The 16,314-nt window shown below is 58.7% G+C and carries 6 protein-coding genes, 2 tRNA genes, 3 rRNA genes and 1 pseudogene; 7 read left to right on the top strand and 5 right to left on the bottom strand.

The annotated features are described in order from the left end of the window. Positions 1–5: 5 nt before the first annotated feature. Positions 6–1,741 (bottom strand): annotated as a pseudogene (locus tag FRZ40_RS03905) (pyrrolo-quinoline quinone). A 205-nt stretch (positions 1,742–1,946) separates the two neighbouring features. Next, positions 1,947–2,975, bottom strand: coding sequence for a hypothetical protein (locus FRZ40_RS03900; RefSeq protein WP_028368190.1), 1,029 nt, complete (start codon positions 2,973–2,975; stop codon positions 1,947–1,949). A gap of 921 nt (positions 2,976–3,896) precedes the next feature. On the opposite strand from FRZ40_RS03900, the gene FRZ40_RS03895 reads away from it, so the two are divergent. The 6 genes from FRZ40_RS03895 (at position 3,897) to rrf (ending at position 11,675) form a co-directional block, all read left to right on the top strand. Next, positions 3,897–5,819, top strand: coding sequence for a hypothetical protein (locus tag FRZ40_RS03895; protein ID WP_028368189.1), 1,923 nt, complete (start codon positions 3,897–3,899; stop codon positions 5,817–5,819). 563 nt (positions 5,820–6,382) lie between these two features. Then, positions 6,383–7,913: ribosomal RNA gene (locus tag FRZ40_RS03890) — 16S ribosomal RNA — on the top strand. Between the two features lie 64 nt (positions 7,914–7,977). Continuing rightward, positions 7,978–8,054, top strand: a tRNA-Ile gene (locus FRZ40_RS03885). A 62-nt stretch (positions 8,055–8,116) separates the two neighbouring features. Continuing rightward, positions 8,117–8,192 (top strand) — tRNA-Ala (locus FRZ40_RS03880). A gap of 289 nt (positions 8,193–8,481) precedes the next feature. Then, positions 8,482–11,363: ribosomal RNA gene (locus FRZ40_RS03875) — 23S ribosomal RNA — on the top strand. Between the two features lie 198 nt (positions 11,364–11,561). After that, positions 11,562–11,675: ribosomal RNA gene (gene rrf, locus FRZ40_RS03870) — 5S ribosomal RNA — on the top strand. Together the 16S, 23S and 5S rRNA genes with 2 tRNA genes alongside form the textbook arrangement of a ribosomal RNA operon. A 249-nt stretch (positions 11,676–11,924) precedes the next feature. Here the strand turns inward: rrf and FRZ40_RS03865 are convergent. Further along, positions 11,925–13,244 carry an MFS transporter gene (locus tag FRZ40_RS03865; RefSeq protein ID WP_028368310.1) on the bottom strand — a complete coding sequence of 440 codons (1,320 nt, stop codon included), beginning with the start codon at positions 13,242–13,244 and terminating at the stop codon, positions 11,925–11,927. 355 nt (positions 13,245–13,599) lie between these two features. On the opposite strand from FRZ40_RS03865, the gene xylB reads away from it, so the two are divergent. Further along, positions 13,600–15,066, top strand: a complete 1,467-nt coding sequence (gene xylB / locus FRZ40_RS03860; protein WP_028368308.1) for a xylulokinase — start codon at positions 13,600–13,602, stop codon at positions 15,064–15,066. A 61-nt stretch (positions 15,067–15,127) separates the two neighbouring features. On the opposite strand, the gene FRZ40_RS03855 is transcribed toward xylB, so the two are convergent. After that, complete coding sequence (locus tag FRZ40_RS03855; RefSeq protein WP_028368307.1) at positions 15,128–15,703, bottom strand: DUF1349 domain-containing protein; 576 nt, start codon at positions 15,701–15,703, stop codon at positions 15,128–15,130. 39 nt (positions 15,704–15,742) lie between these two features. Further along, positions 15,743–16,306, bottom strand: a complete 564-nt coding sequence (locus FRZ40_RS03850) for a cytochrome b (protein ID WP_147233422.1) — start codon at positions 16,304–16,306, stop codon at positions 15,743–15,745. Positions 16,307–16,314 lie beyond the last annotated feature (8 nt).

Below are 16,314 nucleotides of genomic sequence, written 5' to 3'. Positions count from 1 at the left end.
CGTGCTCAATGCAGCAGGCCGAACACGGCGACACCGTTGGTGGCGCCTACATAGACCTTGCCGCGCGAAATCATCGGCGTGATGAACTTGTTGCCCGCCCCCACTGGTCGCGTGTTCCCGCCTGGTTGCTGTTGTAGAGTTCGCGCCCGAGACTGGTTGCGTCATACGCGTGCAGTGCACCTGTCGTGCCGTTCTCGGCGGCCCACAGTATCGCGTTCGACGTCCCGTTCGCGGAGATCGCGGGGACGGCGCCGGGATAGGCGAACGTCGTCGGGCTCTTCGATGCGGCCACGGTCGCGAGCAGCGCGTTCGTCACGGGCAGCGCCTTGATGTTGTCATTCAGCGCGCCGTAGTAGACGGTGCCATTGAAATACGCTGGCGAGCCCCAGATGCCACCCGCGAGCGTGCCCGTCAGCACCTGCCAGATATTGTTCGACGTCGGGCTGAATTTGCCCATCGCGTCGCGATCGACCACGTAGATCTTGTTGTCCTTGCCCGCCGCGACAGCGAGATGTTTGACGGTGCCGTCAGCCGTTTTCTGATCGGGCAGCAACATCGCGCCACCCGAGCCGAAATCGCCGTCGGCGTTCGCAAGCTGCACCACGTCGAGCGGCGCGAAGTAATCGGTGACCTTGAGCGGACTCGCCGAGAGCTTCATGAACGAGTTGCCGAAGTCGCTATCGACAGGGAAGCCATTGCCGTCGAGCGTCGTGCCGAAGGTGCCGTTGCCGTCGACCACATAGATGGAGGTGCCGTCCGATGCCATCCCCGAGCCCGCCATCCATACGGAGCCCTGATGCCCGTTCGGTGCGACGTTGACGACGCCCGTCTGCTGCAGCGTGTCGGCGCTATAGCTCATGATCCAGCCGGTGTACGCGCCCGCCATGCAATGTGCCGTCCATCCCATGAAGATATTGCCGTTCACGAGCGTCAGCGCGACGCGTTCCGTGTGCAGCGAAGGATCGAACGTGAGCACGCCGTTGACGCTATTGCCGCCCGAACCGGGATGCGTGGCCGAGATTTCGCGCGGACCGCCGAACAGTTCGGCGCCGCTCGCGAGATCGAGTGCATGCAGCCGATGATGAATGCCGCCGCTCACATCCTTCGTCATCGCGACTGCGTAGAGCGCGCCATTCGTTCCGCGGTTGCGGTCGATGACGGGCGTCGATGTAATGCCGATTTCCGGTGTGATGTCGGTGCATCCGCGGTTGTCGCTGGGCGTTTCGTTGGCGCCGTTCAGCGAGACTTGCCAGAGCAGTGCATAGTTATCGGCGTCATACGCATAGACGCTGTTGTGCTCGGTGACGACATAGACCACGTTATGCTTCGTGCCGCCGATGGAGAGACTCGTCACGGATAGCGGCTGGCCGTCCACCTTGCCGTCGGCGGAAAGAAACGCGACCTTGCCGAACGACGATGAATTGACGTTGGACGGCGTGAGCGTCGTCTCGGCGAGCATTTGCCCTGTGCGTGCAAGGTCGTTGTGATGCGTCAGCACATCGGTGGCGAGAGCGTTCGTGGACGTCGACGGCGAACTGCCGCCTGAGCCCGCATTTGAGCCCGTGTTCGAGCCGGATACCGAGCCTGAGTTGCCGCTTGCATCCGAACTGCTGGTGCTCGCGTTGTCCGATGAGCCGTTGCCGCACGCGGTGCAAAACAGCGCGAGCGTGAGGGCGACAGTGGCTTTGCTGAAGCGCGCCAACGAGCGAGGCGCAAGAGCTGCTGACGGCTGTCGATGCATGCGTGTCTCTCCCCACGCCCGGATGAGCGTCCTCGCATGGCGGCATCGCGCGTATTCGCTGTTCTATGCTATGCGGCGCGAGCCCATCCCGACATGGTAAGAACGCACGCGCGAGACGAGCCGACATCGCATCGTCTCTTTCCGCCAGTTGCTTGCATTTTTCCTGGAGTAGTCCAGTAGCGATGTTTGCGCGCGTGAGAGCGCGTTAGTGCTGGCGAAAGATTTGCGTATCGTCGCTGGCGGGCAATACCGTGACGTTGTCAGGCGGCGACCAGGCCTGAACGGTCACGGGAGTGTTGCGCGGCGCGGGTTTCGCGGGTGCTTTCGCCACGGCACTTCGCGCCGCGACGGTCTTTGTGCCGGCCTTAGGCGTTGTTTTGTTCGCGACCTTCACGGGCTTATGAGCGTTCTGCGTATTCGCTTGCGCGCAAGGCGCGCGCGTTCCGCATTGAGCGCTTGGTTGCTTTGCGACCGTTCGATGTTCCTGCTGCGCGGCTGTCGTTGCATTATGCGGGCGTGCAGGCGCTGCGCTGGCGAGCTGGCGTGCGCGTGGCGCTGACTGCGGCAACGGTGGTGCAAGCTGTTTCGCGGACAGCTGTTTCGCGGGCGTTTTACGTGGCGGCGGAGGTGAAGAGGACGCCGACGGTGTCGGCGGCAAGCCCGGCGCGCTGCTCGCAAGTGTGCTGCTGTGTGCATTGGCGGATGTGCGGGTGGCCGCGCCCGCCATCACGGCGGCATCCGTCGCATCGCGGCTGCGCAGCGTTTCGATCTGTTCCCGCAGGGTCCGCGCGAGTTCTTGCGTGCGATCGGCGATGCTCGCATGATCGTGACGCGGCGCCGTGCGCAACTCGTTCTGGCCGACAATGCGGCGCAAGCGGCTTTGCATCGCATCGCGTTGCGTGAGCGTGACGTAAGTGCCGAATACGACGGCGAAGCCAAGCAATATGACGGCCGCACCCGTACTCAGCTTCCAGTCGGGCGCACTCACCGACGCCGGCGCAGCAATACGGCGCGGCCTTGCCCTGATGCGCCTGAAAAGCGGCGGATATGTCGGCAATGGTTCGTGCGCCTCGTCGGCCGGTATCGGCTCACTCACTTGCGGCAATGAAGTGTCGAGCGGAAACAGCAGATCGAGTGGCTGCGCAGGTAAATCGTGCTTCGCCATTCCTTTAGTCTCCGGCGCCGTATCGCACGAATCGTGCGGCAGCTCAGGACGCTTGCGAATCGTGTCCATCGACGGACTCCCATGCCGGCACGAATGACGGCTTCGCACATTCTTCTCGTTGGCAACCATCGTGCGCAGGACGTGAGCTTGTCGTGGCGCGCGGCGTCGCGCGTGATCGCAACGGGTTTTATGCAATATGAGTCACCTTAAGCACCAGGTCAATAAAACTCCGCTATTCAATTGAAAAAAGCGGGTTTGCGTGTATTCGAATCGCGACAAATGGGCCGTATCGGTGAATTGGCGATAGCAATCGACATTTGCTGTTGATTTACGGAATCTGAAACTTGAATGAAAAGAATGCGGGCGGGGTGTTGCGCTTTTCGAAAATAAAAAATAAATCGGAGAGAAATGTTTAGGCGTTTTACGCCACCGATGTTCCCCTATTTGTATGGCTTTGAAAGCATGGGTAAATTCGACCGCAGGAGCGAAAAAGCAGGTAGGGTTAATACGCCCCTTATCACTGCAGTGGTGCAGAAGCATAAATCGAACCCGTTAAATCGTCATACGTTACAAAGTGTTACCCCGTTTCCGCAGACGTAAGACTATTCGTTCTGTAGCATTCGCCCTGTAGAAAAATCCAGGCATTCTGGATTATTCGTGTGACGGTTGCGCAGGCCGTCACATCATGTCGTGGAATTAATCTGGACCGGTATTTCCGGATGTCGGCCAAATTATCAGACATGACTGGAATTGTTTTTGCAGTTACATCTGGTTGCAATCGGTTGAGCACGGCCTCACTCGCACGCGTCATTGCTGCGAGCCTGCAGGAAATGCGCTGCTCCAAATTACCGGCACCGCCGCCGCACCGACAGTCGGCGCAGTAAGAACGACTTCGCGTGCAAAACAGCCAACCTTGAAATCCAGCAGGACGTTTTCGGGCATTTTTGCCAGGCGTTTTCGGACGGATTTCGATTGCCCTTTGTATTCCCCATGAAAGTCAATTCACTTCTCGTCTCGTCATCGATAGCGGTCCTTCTCGCGGGCTGTGGCGGTGGCGGCGGCGACTCGCCGGGCGCCGGTGCGTCGAGCAATAGCGCCTCGCAAACGTCCGGTACCTCTGCTGCGAATGCGACGGCCAATGGCAACACGGCAGGCAGCATCAGCTGCGCATCGCCGTCGACCGCGAGCGCGTCGGCAGGCGGCGCACTGATTTCCGCCGATACGCCGGGCAGCGACGGCACGCGCATGTTCGCGTCGGGCGCGAGCTTCCCGCTCGCATTCACGACGAACGCGAGCAACGCTGATACGCTGAACTGGTCGGTCACCGACTCGACGGGCCGCGTTGCGACGAGCGGCAGCTTTGCCGTGCCGAGCGGCGCTGCGAAGACGACCCTGACCTGCACATCGACGCTCGCCGGCTATTTCGCTGCGTCGGGCACGCTGAAGGCGGGCGGCGGCACGTTGCCTCAAGCGGGTACGCGTCCCACGGGTATCGCGACCTTCGGCGTGATTCCGAATCTGAGCGGCATCGTGCCCGCCGTCACCTACACGAAGCAGGAGCAGCACCGCTTCGGCATGCAGGGCGCGAACGATAATGCGGCAGTGCTCGCGGGCCTCGGCATTTCGCAGACGATGGACGATCGCCAGATGTCGGCGATGGAGCCGAATGGCGCGAATACCTTCAGCCCGTCCGCCAACAATCTCGATTCGTTCTATACGTCGGGCAACGTGATGCGCCTGATCCGTCTGGATGGGGTGCCGGGCTGGGCATCGAAGTCGGGCGGCTTCGAAGACTTCACGACCTTGCCGAAGGACACCTCGTACCTGCAGGACTATATGAGCCGCGTCGGCACCGAGTCCAACGCAATACGCCTCAAGTATTTCCCGAAGCAATCGGCGAACTTCTATCAGGTGACGTGGGAGCCGAACCAGTTCTGGACGGATACGGATGCCAATTTCGTGTCGCTGTACCAGTCGGTCTATCAGGGCATTCACTCGACCGATCCGGGCGCTGTCGTGATGGGCCCCACGGATGCGTTCCCGAGTCTCACGAACAAGCGTCTGCAACGCATTGCTTCGCTGGGGTACGGCAAGTACATCGACGGCGTCGCGACGCACGGCTACTACGATGCAGGCACGTCGCCGTCGCATCCGCCTGAGCGTCTCGCCACCGATCCCGATGCCGCCACTGCCGCGAATGCGCTGAACAATTCGATGCGCACGCTGCGTACGACGATGCTGAACCAGTACCGCGCGGGCATGAAGCTGTATCAGACGGAAGTGGGCATCAGTTACGACATCGGCTCGTCGTACGGTCCGAACTATCCGACGGGTAACGTGCTGTTCGCGCAGGGTGCCGTCGTCGCGCGCACGCACATCATCCTGCTCGGCGAAGGAGCGGATGTCTCGTACGTGTTCTACGGTGCGGACTATCCGGCGGAAGTGGGATACGGCACATTCTTCGATCTGTCGAATGCCCAAGGCTCGTATGGCGCGACCAACATCAGTCCGAAGCCGGCCGCGATGGTCGTGAGCGCGATGTCACGCATTCTGGATGGCACGAGTACGCTCGGTCCAGTGAAGAGCACGCCGTCGGGTGTCTATGCGTACTCGTTCCAGCAGCTGAACAACGGCTCGGTAATCACAGCCTTGTGGACGCACAACAACGGCGCATGGAGTGCAAGCTCGGGCTTCAGTTCAACGTATAGCGTGGCCTACAACCTCACGGTCGATGCGCCTGGCACGAGCGGCACGGTCAAGGTGCTCGACATGATGGGTAATCCGATGACGCTGAACTATACGAACGGCACGCTGAAGCTCAATCTGACGGAAGCGCCGATCTATGTGGTGTCGAAGAATGCGGACGTCGCGAAGAGCAATGTGAACCCGCCGCCGGGCTACGTCGGTTCTTAAGCGGTACGGGCGGTGCGGGTGGTGGCTTTGATGCTGCCCGCCTTGCTGCTGGTGCAGATGAAGAAAGCGCGCGGATGTTCCGCGCGCTTTTCGTTTCGAGCTTTGCTTTGGAATTCATGTGATGTTCTCCGCGTGTGGAGATCTTCGATGCAATACGGCAAAGCCGTTGGTCGAAGAGGCACGGAGTGCAATTGCGTGCACTTTGACTTGTGCCTCTTAAAGTAGCAGCGCAAATTTTTCTTAGGGCACGCGAAAAAAGTACTTGACGGCCCCTTAGGGCTTCCGCATAATTCGGCCTCTCCAAACGACGGAGACGCAAGAAAGCAGCAGGAAACAGCAGCTTTTTAGCGAATGTTCTTTAAAAACTAACAGCCGATAAGTGTGGGTGCTCGATGGCGGCGCGCGGCGATCTTCGGATTGCCGAGATAGCGAAAGTAATCGAGTCTCACACAGAAAGAAATTGAGGAAGGTTTGATGGAGCCGAGAGGCTCGGTCGAATCATCTGTCAGTGATTTTGAGTGAGCGACCGGGTTCGAAAGAGCCCGAACAACAGTAACAGGTTTGAACTGAAGAGTTTGATCCTGGCTCAGATTGAACGCTGGCGGCATGCCTTACACATGCAAGTCGGACGGCAGCACGGGGGCAACCCTGGTGGCGAGTGGCGAACGGGTGAGTAATACATCGGAACGTGTCCTGGAGTGGGGGATAGCCCGGCGAAAGCCGGATTAATACCGCATACGCTCTATGGAGGAAAGCGGGGGATCTTCGGACCTCGCGCTCAAGGGGCGGCCGATGGCAGATTAGCTAGTTGGTGGGGTAAAGGCCTACCAAGGCGACGATCTGTAGCTGGTCTGAGAGGACGACCAGCCACACTGGGACTGAGACACGGCCCAGACTCCTACGGGAGGCAGCAGTGGGGAATTTTGGACAATGGGGGCAACCCTGATCCAGCAATGCCGCGTGTGTGAAGAAGGCCTTCGGGTTGTAAAGCACTTTTGTCCGGAAAGAAAACCATCGCCCTAATATGGTGGTGGGATGACGGTACCGGAAGAATAAGCACCGGCTAACTACGTGCCAGCAGCCGCGGTAATACGTAGGGTGCGAGCGTTAATCGGAATTACTGGGCGTAAAGCGTGCGCAGGCGGTTCGCTAAGACCGATGTGAAATCCCCGGGCTTAACCTGGGAACTGCATTGGTGACTGGCGGGCTAGAGTATGGCAGAGGGGGGTAGAATTCCACGTGTAGCAGTGAAATGCGTAGAGATGTGGAGGAATACCGATGGCGAAGGCAGCCCCCTGGGCCAATACTGACGCTCATGCACGAAAGCGTGGGGAGCAAACAGGATTAGATACCCTGGTAGTCCACGCCCTAAACGATGTCAACTAGTTGTCGGGTCTTCATTGACTTGGTAACGTAGCTAACGCGTGAAGTTGACCGCCTGGGGAGTACGGTCGCAAGATTAAAACTCAAAGGAATTGACGGGGACCCGCACAAGCGGTGGATGATGTGGATTAATTCGATGCAACGCGAAAAACCTTACCTACCCTTGACATGTACGGAATCCTGCTGAGAGGTGGGAGTGCCCGAAAGGGAGCCGTAACACAGGTGCTGCATGGCTGTCGTCAGCTCGTGTCGTGAGATGTTGGGTTAAGTCCCGCAACGAGCGCAACCCTTGTCCCTAGTTGCTACGCAAGAGCACTCTAGGGAGACTGCCGGTGACAAACCGGAGGAAGGTGGGGATGACGTCAAGTCCTCATGGCCCTTATGGGTAGGGCTTCACACGTCATACAATGGTCGGAACAGAGGGTTGCCAAGCCGCGAGGTGGAGCCAATCCCAGAAAACCGATCGTAGTCCGGATCGCAGTCTGCAACTCGACTGCGTGAAGCTGGAATCGCTAGTAATCGCGGATCAGCATGCCGCGGTGAATACGTTCCCGGGTCTTGTACACACCGCCCGTCACACCATGGGAGTGGGTTTTACCAGAAGTGGCTAGTCTAACCGCAAGGAGGACGGTCACCACGGTAGGATTCATGACTGGGGTGAAGTCGTAACAAGGTAGCCGTATCGGAAGGTGCGGCTGGATCACCTCCTTTCCAGAGCTAGCGTTTCAAAGTTGAGTGCTCACACTTGTCGGCTGTTGTTTGAAGACAGGCTCAGGGGTCTGTAGCTCAGTCGGTTAGAGCACCGTCTTGATAAGGCGGGGGTCGATGGTTCGAATCCATCCAGACCCACCATTGCCTTGTCTGGTGTGGTTGGCTCGATCACTGGCTGGACGTCCTCTGTGCGCTGTATGACTGGGGGATTAGCTCAGCTGGGAGAGCACCTGCTTTGCAAGCAGGGGGTCGTCGGTTCGATCCCGTCATCCTCCACCAATTCCCAATGCACAGTGGTCTGCATGAAGCAGAAGACTTTGCATTGGCAATTGAGCCAGTCAGATGCGGTATTGCAGTTAGATATCGGCTGTCGTTCTTTAACAATCAGGAAGAAGTAGTAAAGAGATTCACGAAAGTGTACTTAGAGATGGGTACATGAGTAGGTGAATCAGGGTTGTGATTGTATCGATGTATTTTAAGGGTTGTCGAAAGACAGCCTTGGAATACGGCACAACGCGAATACTCAGCCTGTAGCGAGTGGTTCTTGCAAGAGACACACCCGTTATAGGGTCAAGCGAACAAGTGCATGTGGTGGATGCCTTGGCGATCACAGGCGATGAAGGACGCGGTAGCCTGCGAAAAGCGGTGGGGAGCTGGCAAACGAGCTTTGATCCACCGATATCCGAATGGGGAAACCCGGCCCGTATGGGTCACCCGCAGCTGAATACATAGGTTGCGTGGAGCGAACGCGGTGAACTGAAACATCTAAGTAACCGCAGGAAAAGAAATCAACCGAGATTCCCAAAGTAGTGGCGAGCGAAATGGGACCAGCCTGTACTCTTTATTTGTGGTGTTAGCCAAACGCTCTGGAAAGTGCGGCCATAGTGGGTGATAGCCCCGTAGGCGAAAACATCATGAAAGAACTAGGTGTACGACAAGTAGGGCGGGACACGTGAAATCCTGTCTGAAGATGGGGGGACCATCCTCCAAGGCTAAATACTCGTGATCGACCGATAGTGAACCAGTACCGTGAGGGAAAGGCGAAAAGAACCCCGGGAGGGGAGTGAAACAGATCCTGAAACCGCATGCATACAAACAGTCGGAGCCTCGCAAGGGGTGACGGCGTACCTTTTGTATAATGGGTCAGCGACTTACATTCAGTGGCGAGCTTAACCGATTAGGGCAGGCGTAGCGAAAGCGAGTCCGAACAGGGCGATTCAGTCGCTGGGTGTAGACCCGAAACCAGGTGATCTATCCATGGCCAGGATGAAGGTGCGGTAACACGTACTGGAGGTCCGAACCCACTAACGTTGAAAAGTTAGGGGATGAGCTGTGGATAGGGGTGAAAGGCTAAACAAACCTGGAAATAGCTGGTTCTCTCCGAAAACTATTTAGGTAGTGCCTCGTGTATCACCTTCGGGGGTAGAGCACTGTCATGGTTGAGGGGTCCATTGCGGATTACCTCGCCATAGCAAACTCCGAATACCGAAGAGTGCAATCACGGGAGACAGACATCGGGTGCTAACGTCCGGTGTCAAGAGGGAAACAACCCAGACCGCCAGCTAAGGTCCCCAAATATGGCTAAGTGGGAAACGAAGTGGGAAGGCTAAAACAGTCAGGAGGTTGGCTTAGAAGCAGCCACCCTTTAAAGAAAGCGTAATAGCTCACTGATCGAGTCGTCCTGCGCGGAAGATGTAACGGGGCTAAGCCATATACCGAAGCTGCGGATGCGTGCTTTGCACGCATGGTAGGAGAGCGTTCCGTAAGCCTGCGAAGGTGCGTTGAAAAGCGTGCTGGAGGTATCGGAAGTGCGAATGCTGACATGAGTAGCGATAAAGGGGGTGAAAGGCCCCCTCGCCGTAAGCCCAAGGTTTCCTACGCAACGTTCATCGGCGTAGGGTGAGTCGGCCCCTAAGGCGAGGCAGAAATGCGTAGCTGATGGGAAGCAGGTCAATATTCCTGCACCAGTGTGAAATGCGATGGGGGGACGGATCGCGGAAGGTTGTCCGGGTGTTGGAAGTCCCGGTCGCTGCGTTGGAGAAGGTGCTCTGGCAAATCCGGGCACGGGATTCAAGGGCGTGGCGCGAGCTCCTTCGGGAGCGAAGCAATCGGAAGGGGTTCCAGGAAAAGCCTCTAAGCTTCAGTTTCACATTGACCGTACCGCAAACCGACACAGGTGGGCGAGATGAGTATTCTAAGGCGCTTGAGAGAACTCGGGAGAAGGAACTCGGCAAATTGGTACCGTAACTTCGGGATAAGGTACGCCCCTGTAGCTTGACGCCCCTGCGGGCGGAGGGTGAAGGGGTTGCAATAAACTGGTGGCTGCGACTGTTTAATAAAAACACAGCACTCTGCAAACACGAAAGTGGACGTATAGGGTGTGACGCCTGCCCGGTGCCGGAAGATTAAATGATGGGGTGCAAGCTCTTGATTGAAGTCCCGGTAAACGGCGGCCGTAACTATAACGGTCCTAAGGTAGCGAAATTCCTTGTCGGGTAAGTTCCGACCTGCACGAATGGCGTAACGATGGCCACACTGTCTCCTCCCGAGACTCAGCGAAGTTGAAGTGTTTGTGATGATGCAATCTCCCCGCGGCTAGACGGAAAGACCCCATGAACCTTTACTGTAGCTTTGCATTGGACTTTGAACCGATCTGTGTAGGATAGGTGGGAGGCTATGAAGCGTGAACGCCAGTTTGCGTGGAGCCGTCCTTGAAATACCACCCTGGTTTGTTTGAGGTTCTAACCTTGGCCCGTGATCCGGGTCGGGGACAGTGCATGGTGGGCAGTTTGACTGGGGCGGTCTCCTCCCAAAGTGTAACGGAGGAGTACGAAGGTACGCTAGGTACGGTCGGAAATCGTGCTGATAGTGCAATGGCATAAGCGTGCTTAACTGCGAGACCGACAAGTCGAGCAGGTGCGAAAGCAGGTCATAGTGATCCGGTGGTTCTGTATGGAAGGGCCATCGCTCAACGGATAAAAGGTACTCTGGGGATAACAGGCTGATACCGCCCAAGAGTTCATATCGACGGCGGTGTTTGGCACCTCGATGTCGGCTCATCTCATCCTGGGGCTGTAGCCGGTCCCAAGGGTATGGCTGTTCGCCATTTAAAGAGGTACGTGAGCTGGGTTTAAAACGTCGTGAGACAGTTTGGTCCCTATCTGCCGTGGGCGCTGGATATTTGAAGGGGGCTGCTCCTAGTACGAGAGGACCGGAGTGGACGAACCTCTGGTGTACCGGTTGTCACGCCAGTGGCATCGCCGGGTAGCTATGTTCGGAAGAGATAACCGCTGAAAGCATCTAAGCGGGAAACTCGCCTTAAGATGAGATATCCCCGGGGCTTCGAGCCCCTTGAAGGGTCGTTCAAGACCAGGACGTTGATAGGTCAGGTGTGGAAGCGCAGTAATGCGTTAAGCTAACTGATACTAATTGCCCGTAAGGCTTGATCCTATAACAGGTGTGTTTCGTGTCGATGATCGTTGGTGCTTCAGCACTGACGGGCATCCCACCCCCGAAGGGGGCACGGAATGCAGGATGTTTGAGTGATCGTTGTTGTGCCACAAACAACACACCCCGCTTTACACTTCTTCCAGATTGGCTGTGGCGCCAGGTTCACCCGAACCCGCCGCGACGCAGCAACCCGTCATGCCTGATGACCATAGCGAGTCGGTACCACCCCTTCCCATCCCGAACAGGACCGTGAAACGACTCCACGCCGATGATAGTGCGGATTGCCCGTGTGAAAGTAGGTAATCGTCAGGCTCCTTACCCAGTCCAAGACCCCCGCCCTCAAAAGCGGGGTCTTGGCGTTTTTGCTTCACTAGTTGTATCGGCCAAACTCTACTGTGCCGGAACCGCATCAGGCAACGACAACCGGCATTTCGTCTGACCGCGCGGTGTGTTCCCACAAAAAAAACAAAGGCAAGATCGACATCACGAGAACGCGACGTCCGATCGTGCCATCGTCTCGAACAGCCAAAACACGCTGGCGAAAAGAACAAAAGAAAATCGCTATCGACCCGCCCGCGTCTCATGCGTAAACCTGAGCGTGACGACTGTGATCGCACCAAGGATCATCAGAAAGACCGAGACCGGCCAGTAAGCGTGATAGTGCGCTAGCAGTGCAGTGGCGATCAGCGGCGACAGCCCGCCCGCGAAGATCGAGGCAACTTCATGCCCGAGCGCGACGCCTGAATAGCGTACTTCCGTGCTGAAAAGTTCTCCGACGAGCGCCGGTAATGTGCCGATCATCGCTCCGTGACAGACGGCTGTACCCAGGATGAGCGCGAGATAGATCCACGGCGCCTGGTGCGTATCGAGCATCCAGAAAAACGGAAACGCCATCACGATCAGACCGGCCGCGCCGATCATATACACCGGCTTGCGGCCAATACGATCGGACAATCGTCCCCACGCGAGCATCGCGGCCATTTCGACGACCATCGCCAGCATCACGCCCGTCAACATCACCGAACTCGCGATACCGGCAAACTTGCCATACACGAGCGAAAACGCGAGAAAAATGTATGCGCCGCCGTTTTCCGCTACGCGCAAGCCCATCGCCATCAAGATCTCTTTAGGATGCCGCCTCAAGACTTCGACCACGGGCATATGCGTCTTTTCTCCGCGCTTTTCCGTCTGCTCGAAATCGCGGCTTTCCGGCAGACTATGGCGGATATAAACGCCGATTGCAAAAATCGCGATGCTCGCAAGGAACGGCAGCCGCCATCCCCAACTGATGAATGCATCATGAGGCAGCGATTGTGCCGCGAGAAATGCGCCAGACGACAACACGAATCCGCCGCCCACGCCCAACTGGCTCCATGCCGCGTAGTAGCCGCGCTTTTCGGGCGGTGCGCTCTCGCTAATCATTAGTACGCCGCCACCCCATTCGCCGCCCGACGCGATGCCTTGCAGCAGGCGCAATACGACGAGCGCGAACGGCGACCAGACGCCGACCTGCGTATAAGTGGGCAGCAGACCGATCGCGAATGTCGCGATGCCCATGATCAGCAGCGTCCATACGAGCGACGCCTTGCGTCCATAGCGGTCGCCGATGTGGCCGAATACGATGCCACCCAATGGTCTCGCGACGAAGCCCATCGCGAACGCTGCGAACGCGCCGAGTGTGCCGATCAGCGGATCTGCTCCCGCAGGGAAGAACAACTGTCCGAACACGAGGGCAGCCGCCGTGCCGTAGACGAAGAAGTCGTACCACTCCATCGCGTTGCCAGCGACGGATGCGATGACGATCTTGCGCAGCGTTCTGTCTTCGAGAGGCCGGACAGCGTCAAGACGGCCGGCAGCGTGCGTGGTTTCGATGGAAGCCATATTGGTGCGCAGTGTAGGTAGTGGGGGATCGTGCCATCGAGTGTCGGTCGCACATTTCCATCGGTCAAATTCATCGAAAAGGGGAGATGTCATCAGTCGCGCAAATGTGGGACGCCACGTTCGAAGTCGTCTGCCGCAAGAGCGCCGTGGTAACGTCACGTTTCAACGAGAACAACTGCTGGCTCATCGTGAGCCTGCGAAAAAGGAGGAGACATGCGTCCACGCGGAGCGCCGCATTCCCGCGGCACCAGCATGTGCGCCTCCCGTATGGTTTCGTGAACGCGTAGCCGCGCGCTGGCGTGTCGTCGATGTTCAGCATGCGGCGTCCATTCATGCCAAATAGTGAGGACGTGCTGTGACTTTCCTTGGAATCGACCTCGGCACCTCTGAGGTAAAAGTAATTCTGACCGATGACGCATCGGCGACGCTCGCGACGAGCGGCGTGCGCCTGGAAGTGGCGCAGCCGCATCCGCACTGGTCGGAGCAGGATCCACAGGCCTGGTGGCAGGCGACGCTCGATGCCGTTGCCGCCGTGCGTAGCGCGAACCCGGTTGCCTTCGCAGCGTTGCGCGGCATCGGGCTCTCGGGACAGATGCACGGTGCGACGCTGATCGATGCTGACGGTGAGGTGCTCCGACCCGCGATACTCTGGAACGACACGCGCGCTTTTGCCGAATGCGCGGAACTGGAAGCGCTCGTACCCGAGTCGCGCGACATCACCGGCAATCTTGCGATGCCCGGTTTCACTGCACCGAAACTGCTCTGGCTTGCGAAGCACGAACCCGAGGTGTTTCGCGCTGCGGCCAAGGTGCTGTTGCCGAAAGACTATCTCGCGTGGAAGCTGACGGGCGATTTCGTGTCCGATATGTCGGATGCCTCGGGCACGTTGTGGCTCGACGTCGCCAGGCGCGACTGGTCCGACCGCATGCTTGCAGCAACGGGTTTGACGCGCGCGCATATGCCCCGGCTCGTCGAAGGCAGCGCGCCGGCCGCACAGTTGAGCGATGCATTGCGGCGTGACTGGGGCATTACGGGGCCCGTCGTGGTGTGCGGCGGCGCAGGCGACAACGCGGCGAGCGCGATCGGCATGGGCGTGGCGGAAGCGGGCAGCGCGTTTCTTTCGCTCGGCACGTCGGGGGTCCTGTTCGCGGGCACCGATCGCTTCGCGCCGAATCCCGCGCAAGGCGTGCATGCATTCTGTCACTGCCTGCCTGAGCGCTGGCATCAGATGAGCGTCATTTTGTCGGCGGCGTCGAGCCTCGGCTGGTTGTCCAAGGTCGTGGGCCGCGAAGTCGGCAGCTTGCCCGAGCTTGCGAGCACAGCCAATCCTGCCACGGCACCGATCTTTCTGCCGTACTTGAGCGGCGAGCGCACGCCGCATAACGACGCGAATGCGCGCGGTGTCTTCTGGGGTTTGACGGGCACGCACAGCACGGGCGATCTCGCGTACAGCGTGATGGAAGGCGTTGCATTTGCGATGGCGGACGGCTACGCGGCGCTGCAAAGCGCGGGCACGACATTGAAGAGCGCATCGTTTATCGGTGGGGGCTCGCGCAGTCCCTTCTGGGCGAATCTGTGTGCAACGGCAACGGGTATCACGATGCATCGGCACGAAGGCAGCGACGTCGGCGCGGCGCTCGGCGCGGCTCGTCTCGCGCGGCTCGCGGTGACGGGCGAAGCGATTAGCGAGGTCTGCCTGGCGCCGCCGACACTCGAGTCCTGCGAGCCCGATCGTGCACAGGCGCCGCTGCTTGCGCAAAGGCTTGCACGTTATCGCAGCATCTATCAGGCGCTCAAAGCGAGTTTTGCCGAACCGGCATGACATGCGAGCAGCACAGCGAGCAGCGCGGCGTGCCGTTAGGCGCGCCGCGCGACGACGCATTTCAACTCAGGTCGTGCAGATCTTTTTGCAGCGGCGTGCTCACGGTGAAGCGGGAGAACTGGACTTGCAATCCGCCTCGCTCTGGCGTACAGCATAGGGGCCCGACGAAGTAGTGCGCGGCAACGGGAAAAGGCGCGAGCCGCAATAACGGCCATGTTTTTCCGTCGACGGAATGCTGTACGCGCAGCACGCCTTGCGTAACCGAGGCACGCATCCAGAAGCCCTCTGTGGCCTCGATCGGCGAACCGATGGCCCAATCCGACTGGCCGACGGTCAACACGCTGCTCATCATCAGGAGGCCGTCGGTGAACTCGACGCCGGCCTTCATCCATGCCGACGCATCGATGCGCACCATCAAGCCTGCCTGATCGTAGAGCGCATGAAACTGACCGCGCACGCGCACCTGCGCGGTGAAGTCGCCTTGTGTGCGTACACCGAAGCAGTGACCTGAATCGCGCGTGAATCCATAGTGTGTTTTGCGCCAGAAGTCGGTTTTCGGATCGGTGGTCACGTCGAGTGTATCGCCATCCAGCGACCATACAGACGGCTCATTGAACCATTCGCATTGTTCGAACACGCGATGTCTCCTGTATGGGGCCGCGCGGCGCAACGAGGTCTAACGTTCGCCGCGAGCCATGCTGGAGAATACGCCGTCGCGGCGAATGAGTCCATGAAAGAGGGCCGCCGCGAGATGCGCGAGAACAGTCGCAAACAGCGCGAGTGCGAGCCACGTATGCAACGCGCGCAGCAACGCAAACAGGTCGACGTTTTGCGGCATGATCGCGGGCAGATGCCACGCGCCGAACAGCGTGACGGGATAGCCGCCAGCCGAGAGCATGGCCCAGCCGATCAACGGCATCGCGATGAATAGCCCATAAAGAACGAAATGCGATGCCTTGGCGGCGACACGCTGCAACGCGGGCATATCGTCGGGCAGTGCTGGGCTGCCGTTCTTCAATCGCACGGCCACGCGTAGCAGCGCGAGCAGCAGCAAGGCAATGCCAAGCGGCCGATGCAGCGCGATCAACGTGGCATGTGCGTGCGACACGGTCGCGACCATCGCGACGCCGATAAACAGCATTGCGAGAATCAGCACGGCCATCGTCCAGTGCAAAAGGCGTGCGAGCGGCGAGAAATGGCGAGTGACGCGGCGAGAGACGCGGCGAGAGGTGTTCGTCATGATGCGTT

The organism is Paraburkholderia azotifigens (genome assembly GCF_007995085.1).
Taxonomy (GTDB): Bacteria; Pseudomonadota; Gammaproteobacteria; order Burkholderiales; family Burkholderiaceae; genus Paraburkholderia; species Paraburkholderia azotifigens.
The sequence above is the reverse complement of the archived record's forward strand: the minus strand, read 5'-3'. Positions and strand labels throughout refer to the sequence as shown.

What these genes read in the sequence shown, in the direction of transcription:
- FRZ40_RS03900 (WP_028368190.1), bottom strand. Translation starts at nt 2,975, where the DNA reads ATGGACACGATTCGCAAGCGTCCTGAGCTGCCGCACGATTCGTGCGAT.
- FRZ40_RS03895 (WP_028368189.1), top strand. Translation starts at nt 3,897, where the DNA reads ATGAAAGTCAATTCACTTCTCGTCTCGTCATCGATAGCGGTCCTTCTC.
- FRZ40_RS03865 (WP_028368310.1), bottom strand. Translation starts at nt 13,244, where the DNA reads ATGGCTTCCATCGAAACCACGCACGCTGCCGGCCGTCTTGACGCTGTC.
- FRZ40_RS03850 (WP_147233422.1), bottom strand. Translation starts at nt 16,306, where the DNA reads ATGACGAACACCTCTCGCCGCGTCTCTCGCCGCGTCACTCGCCATTTC.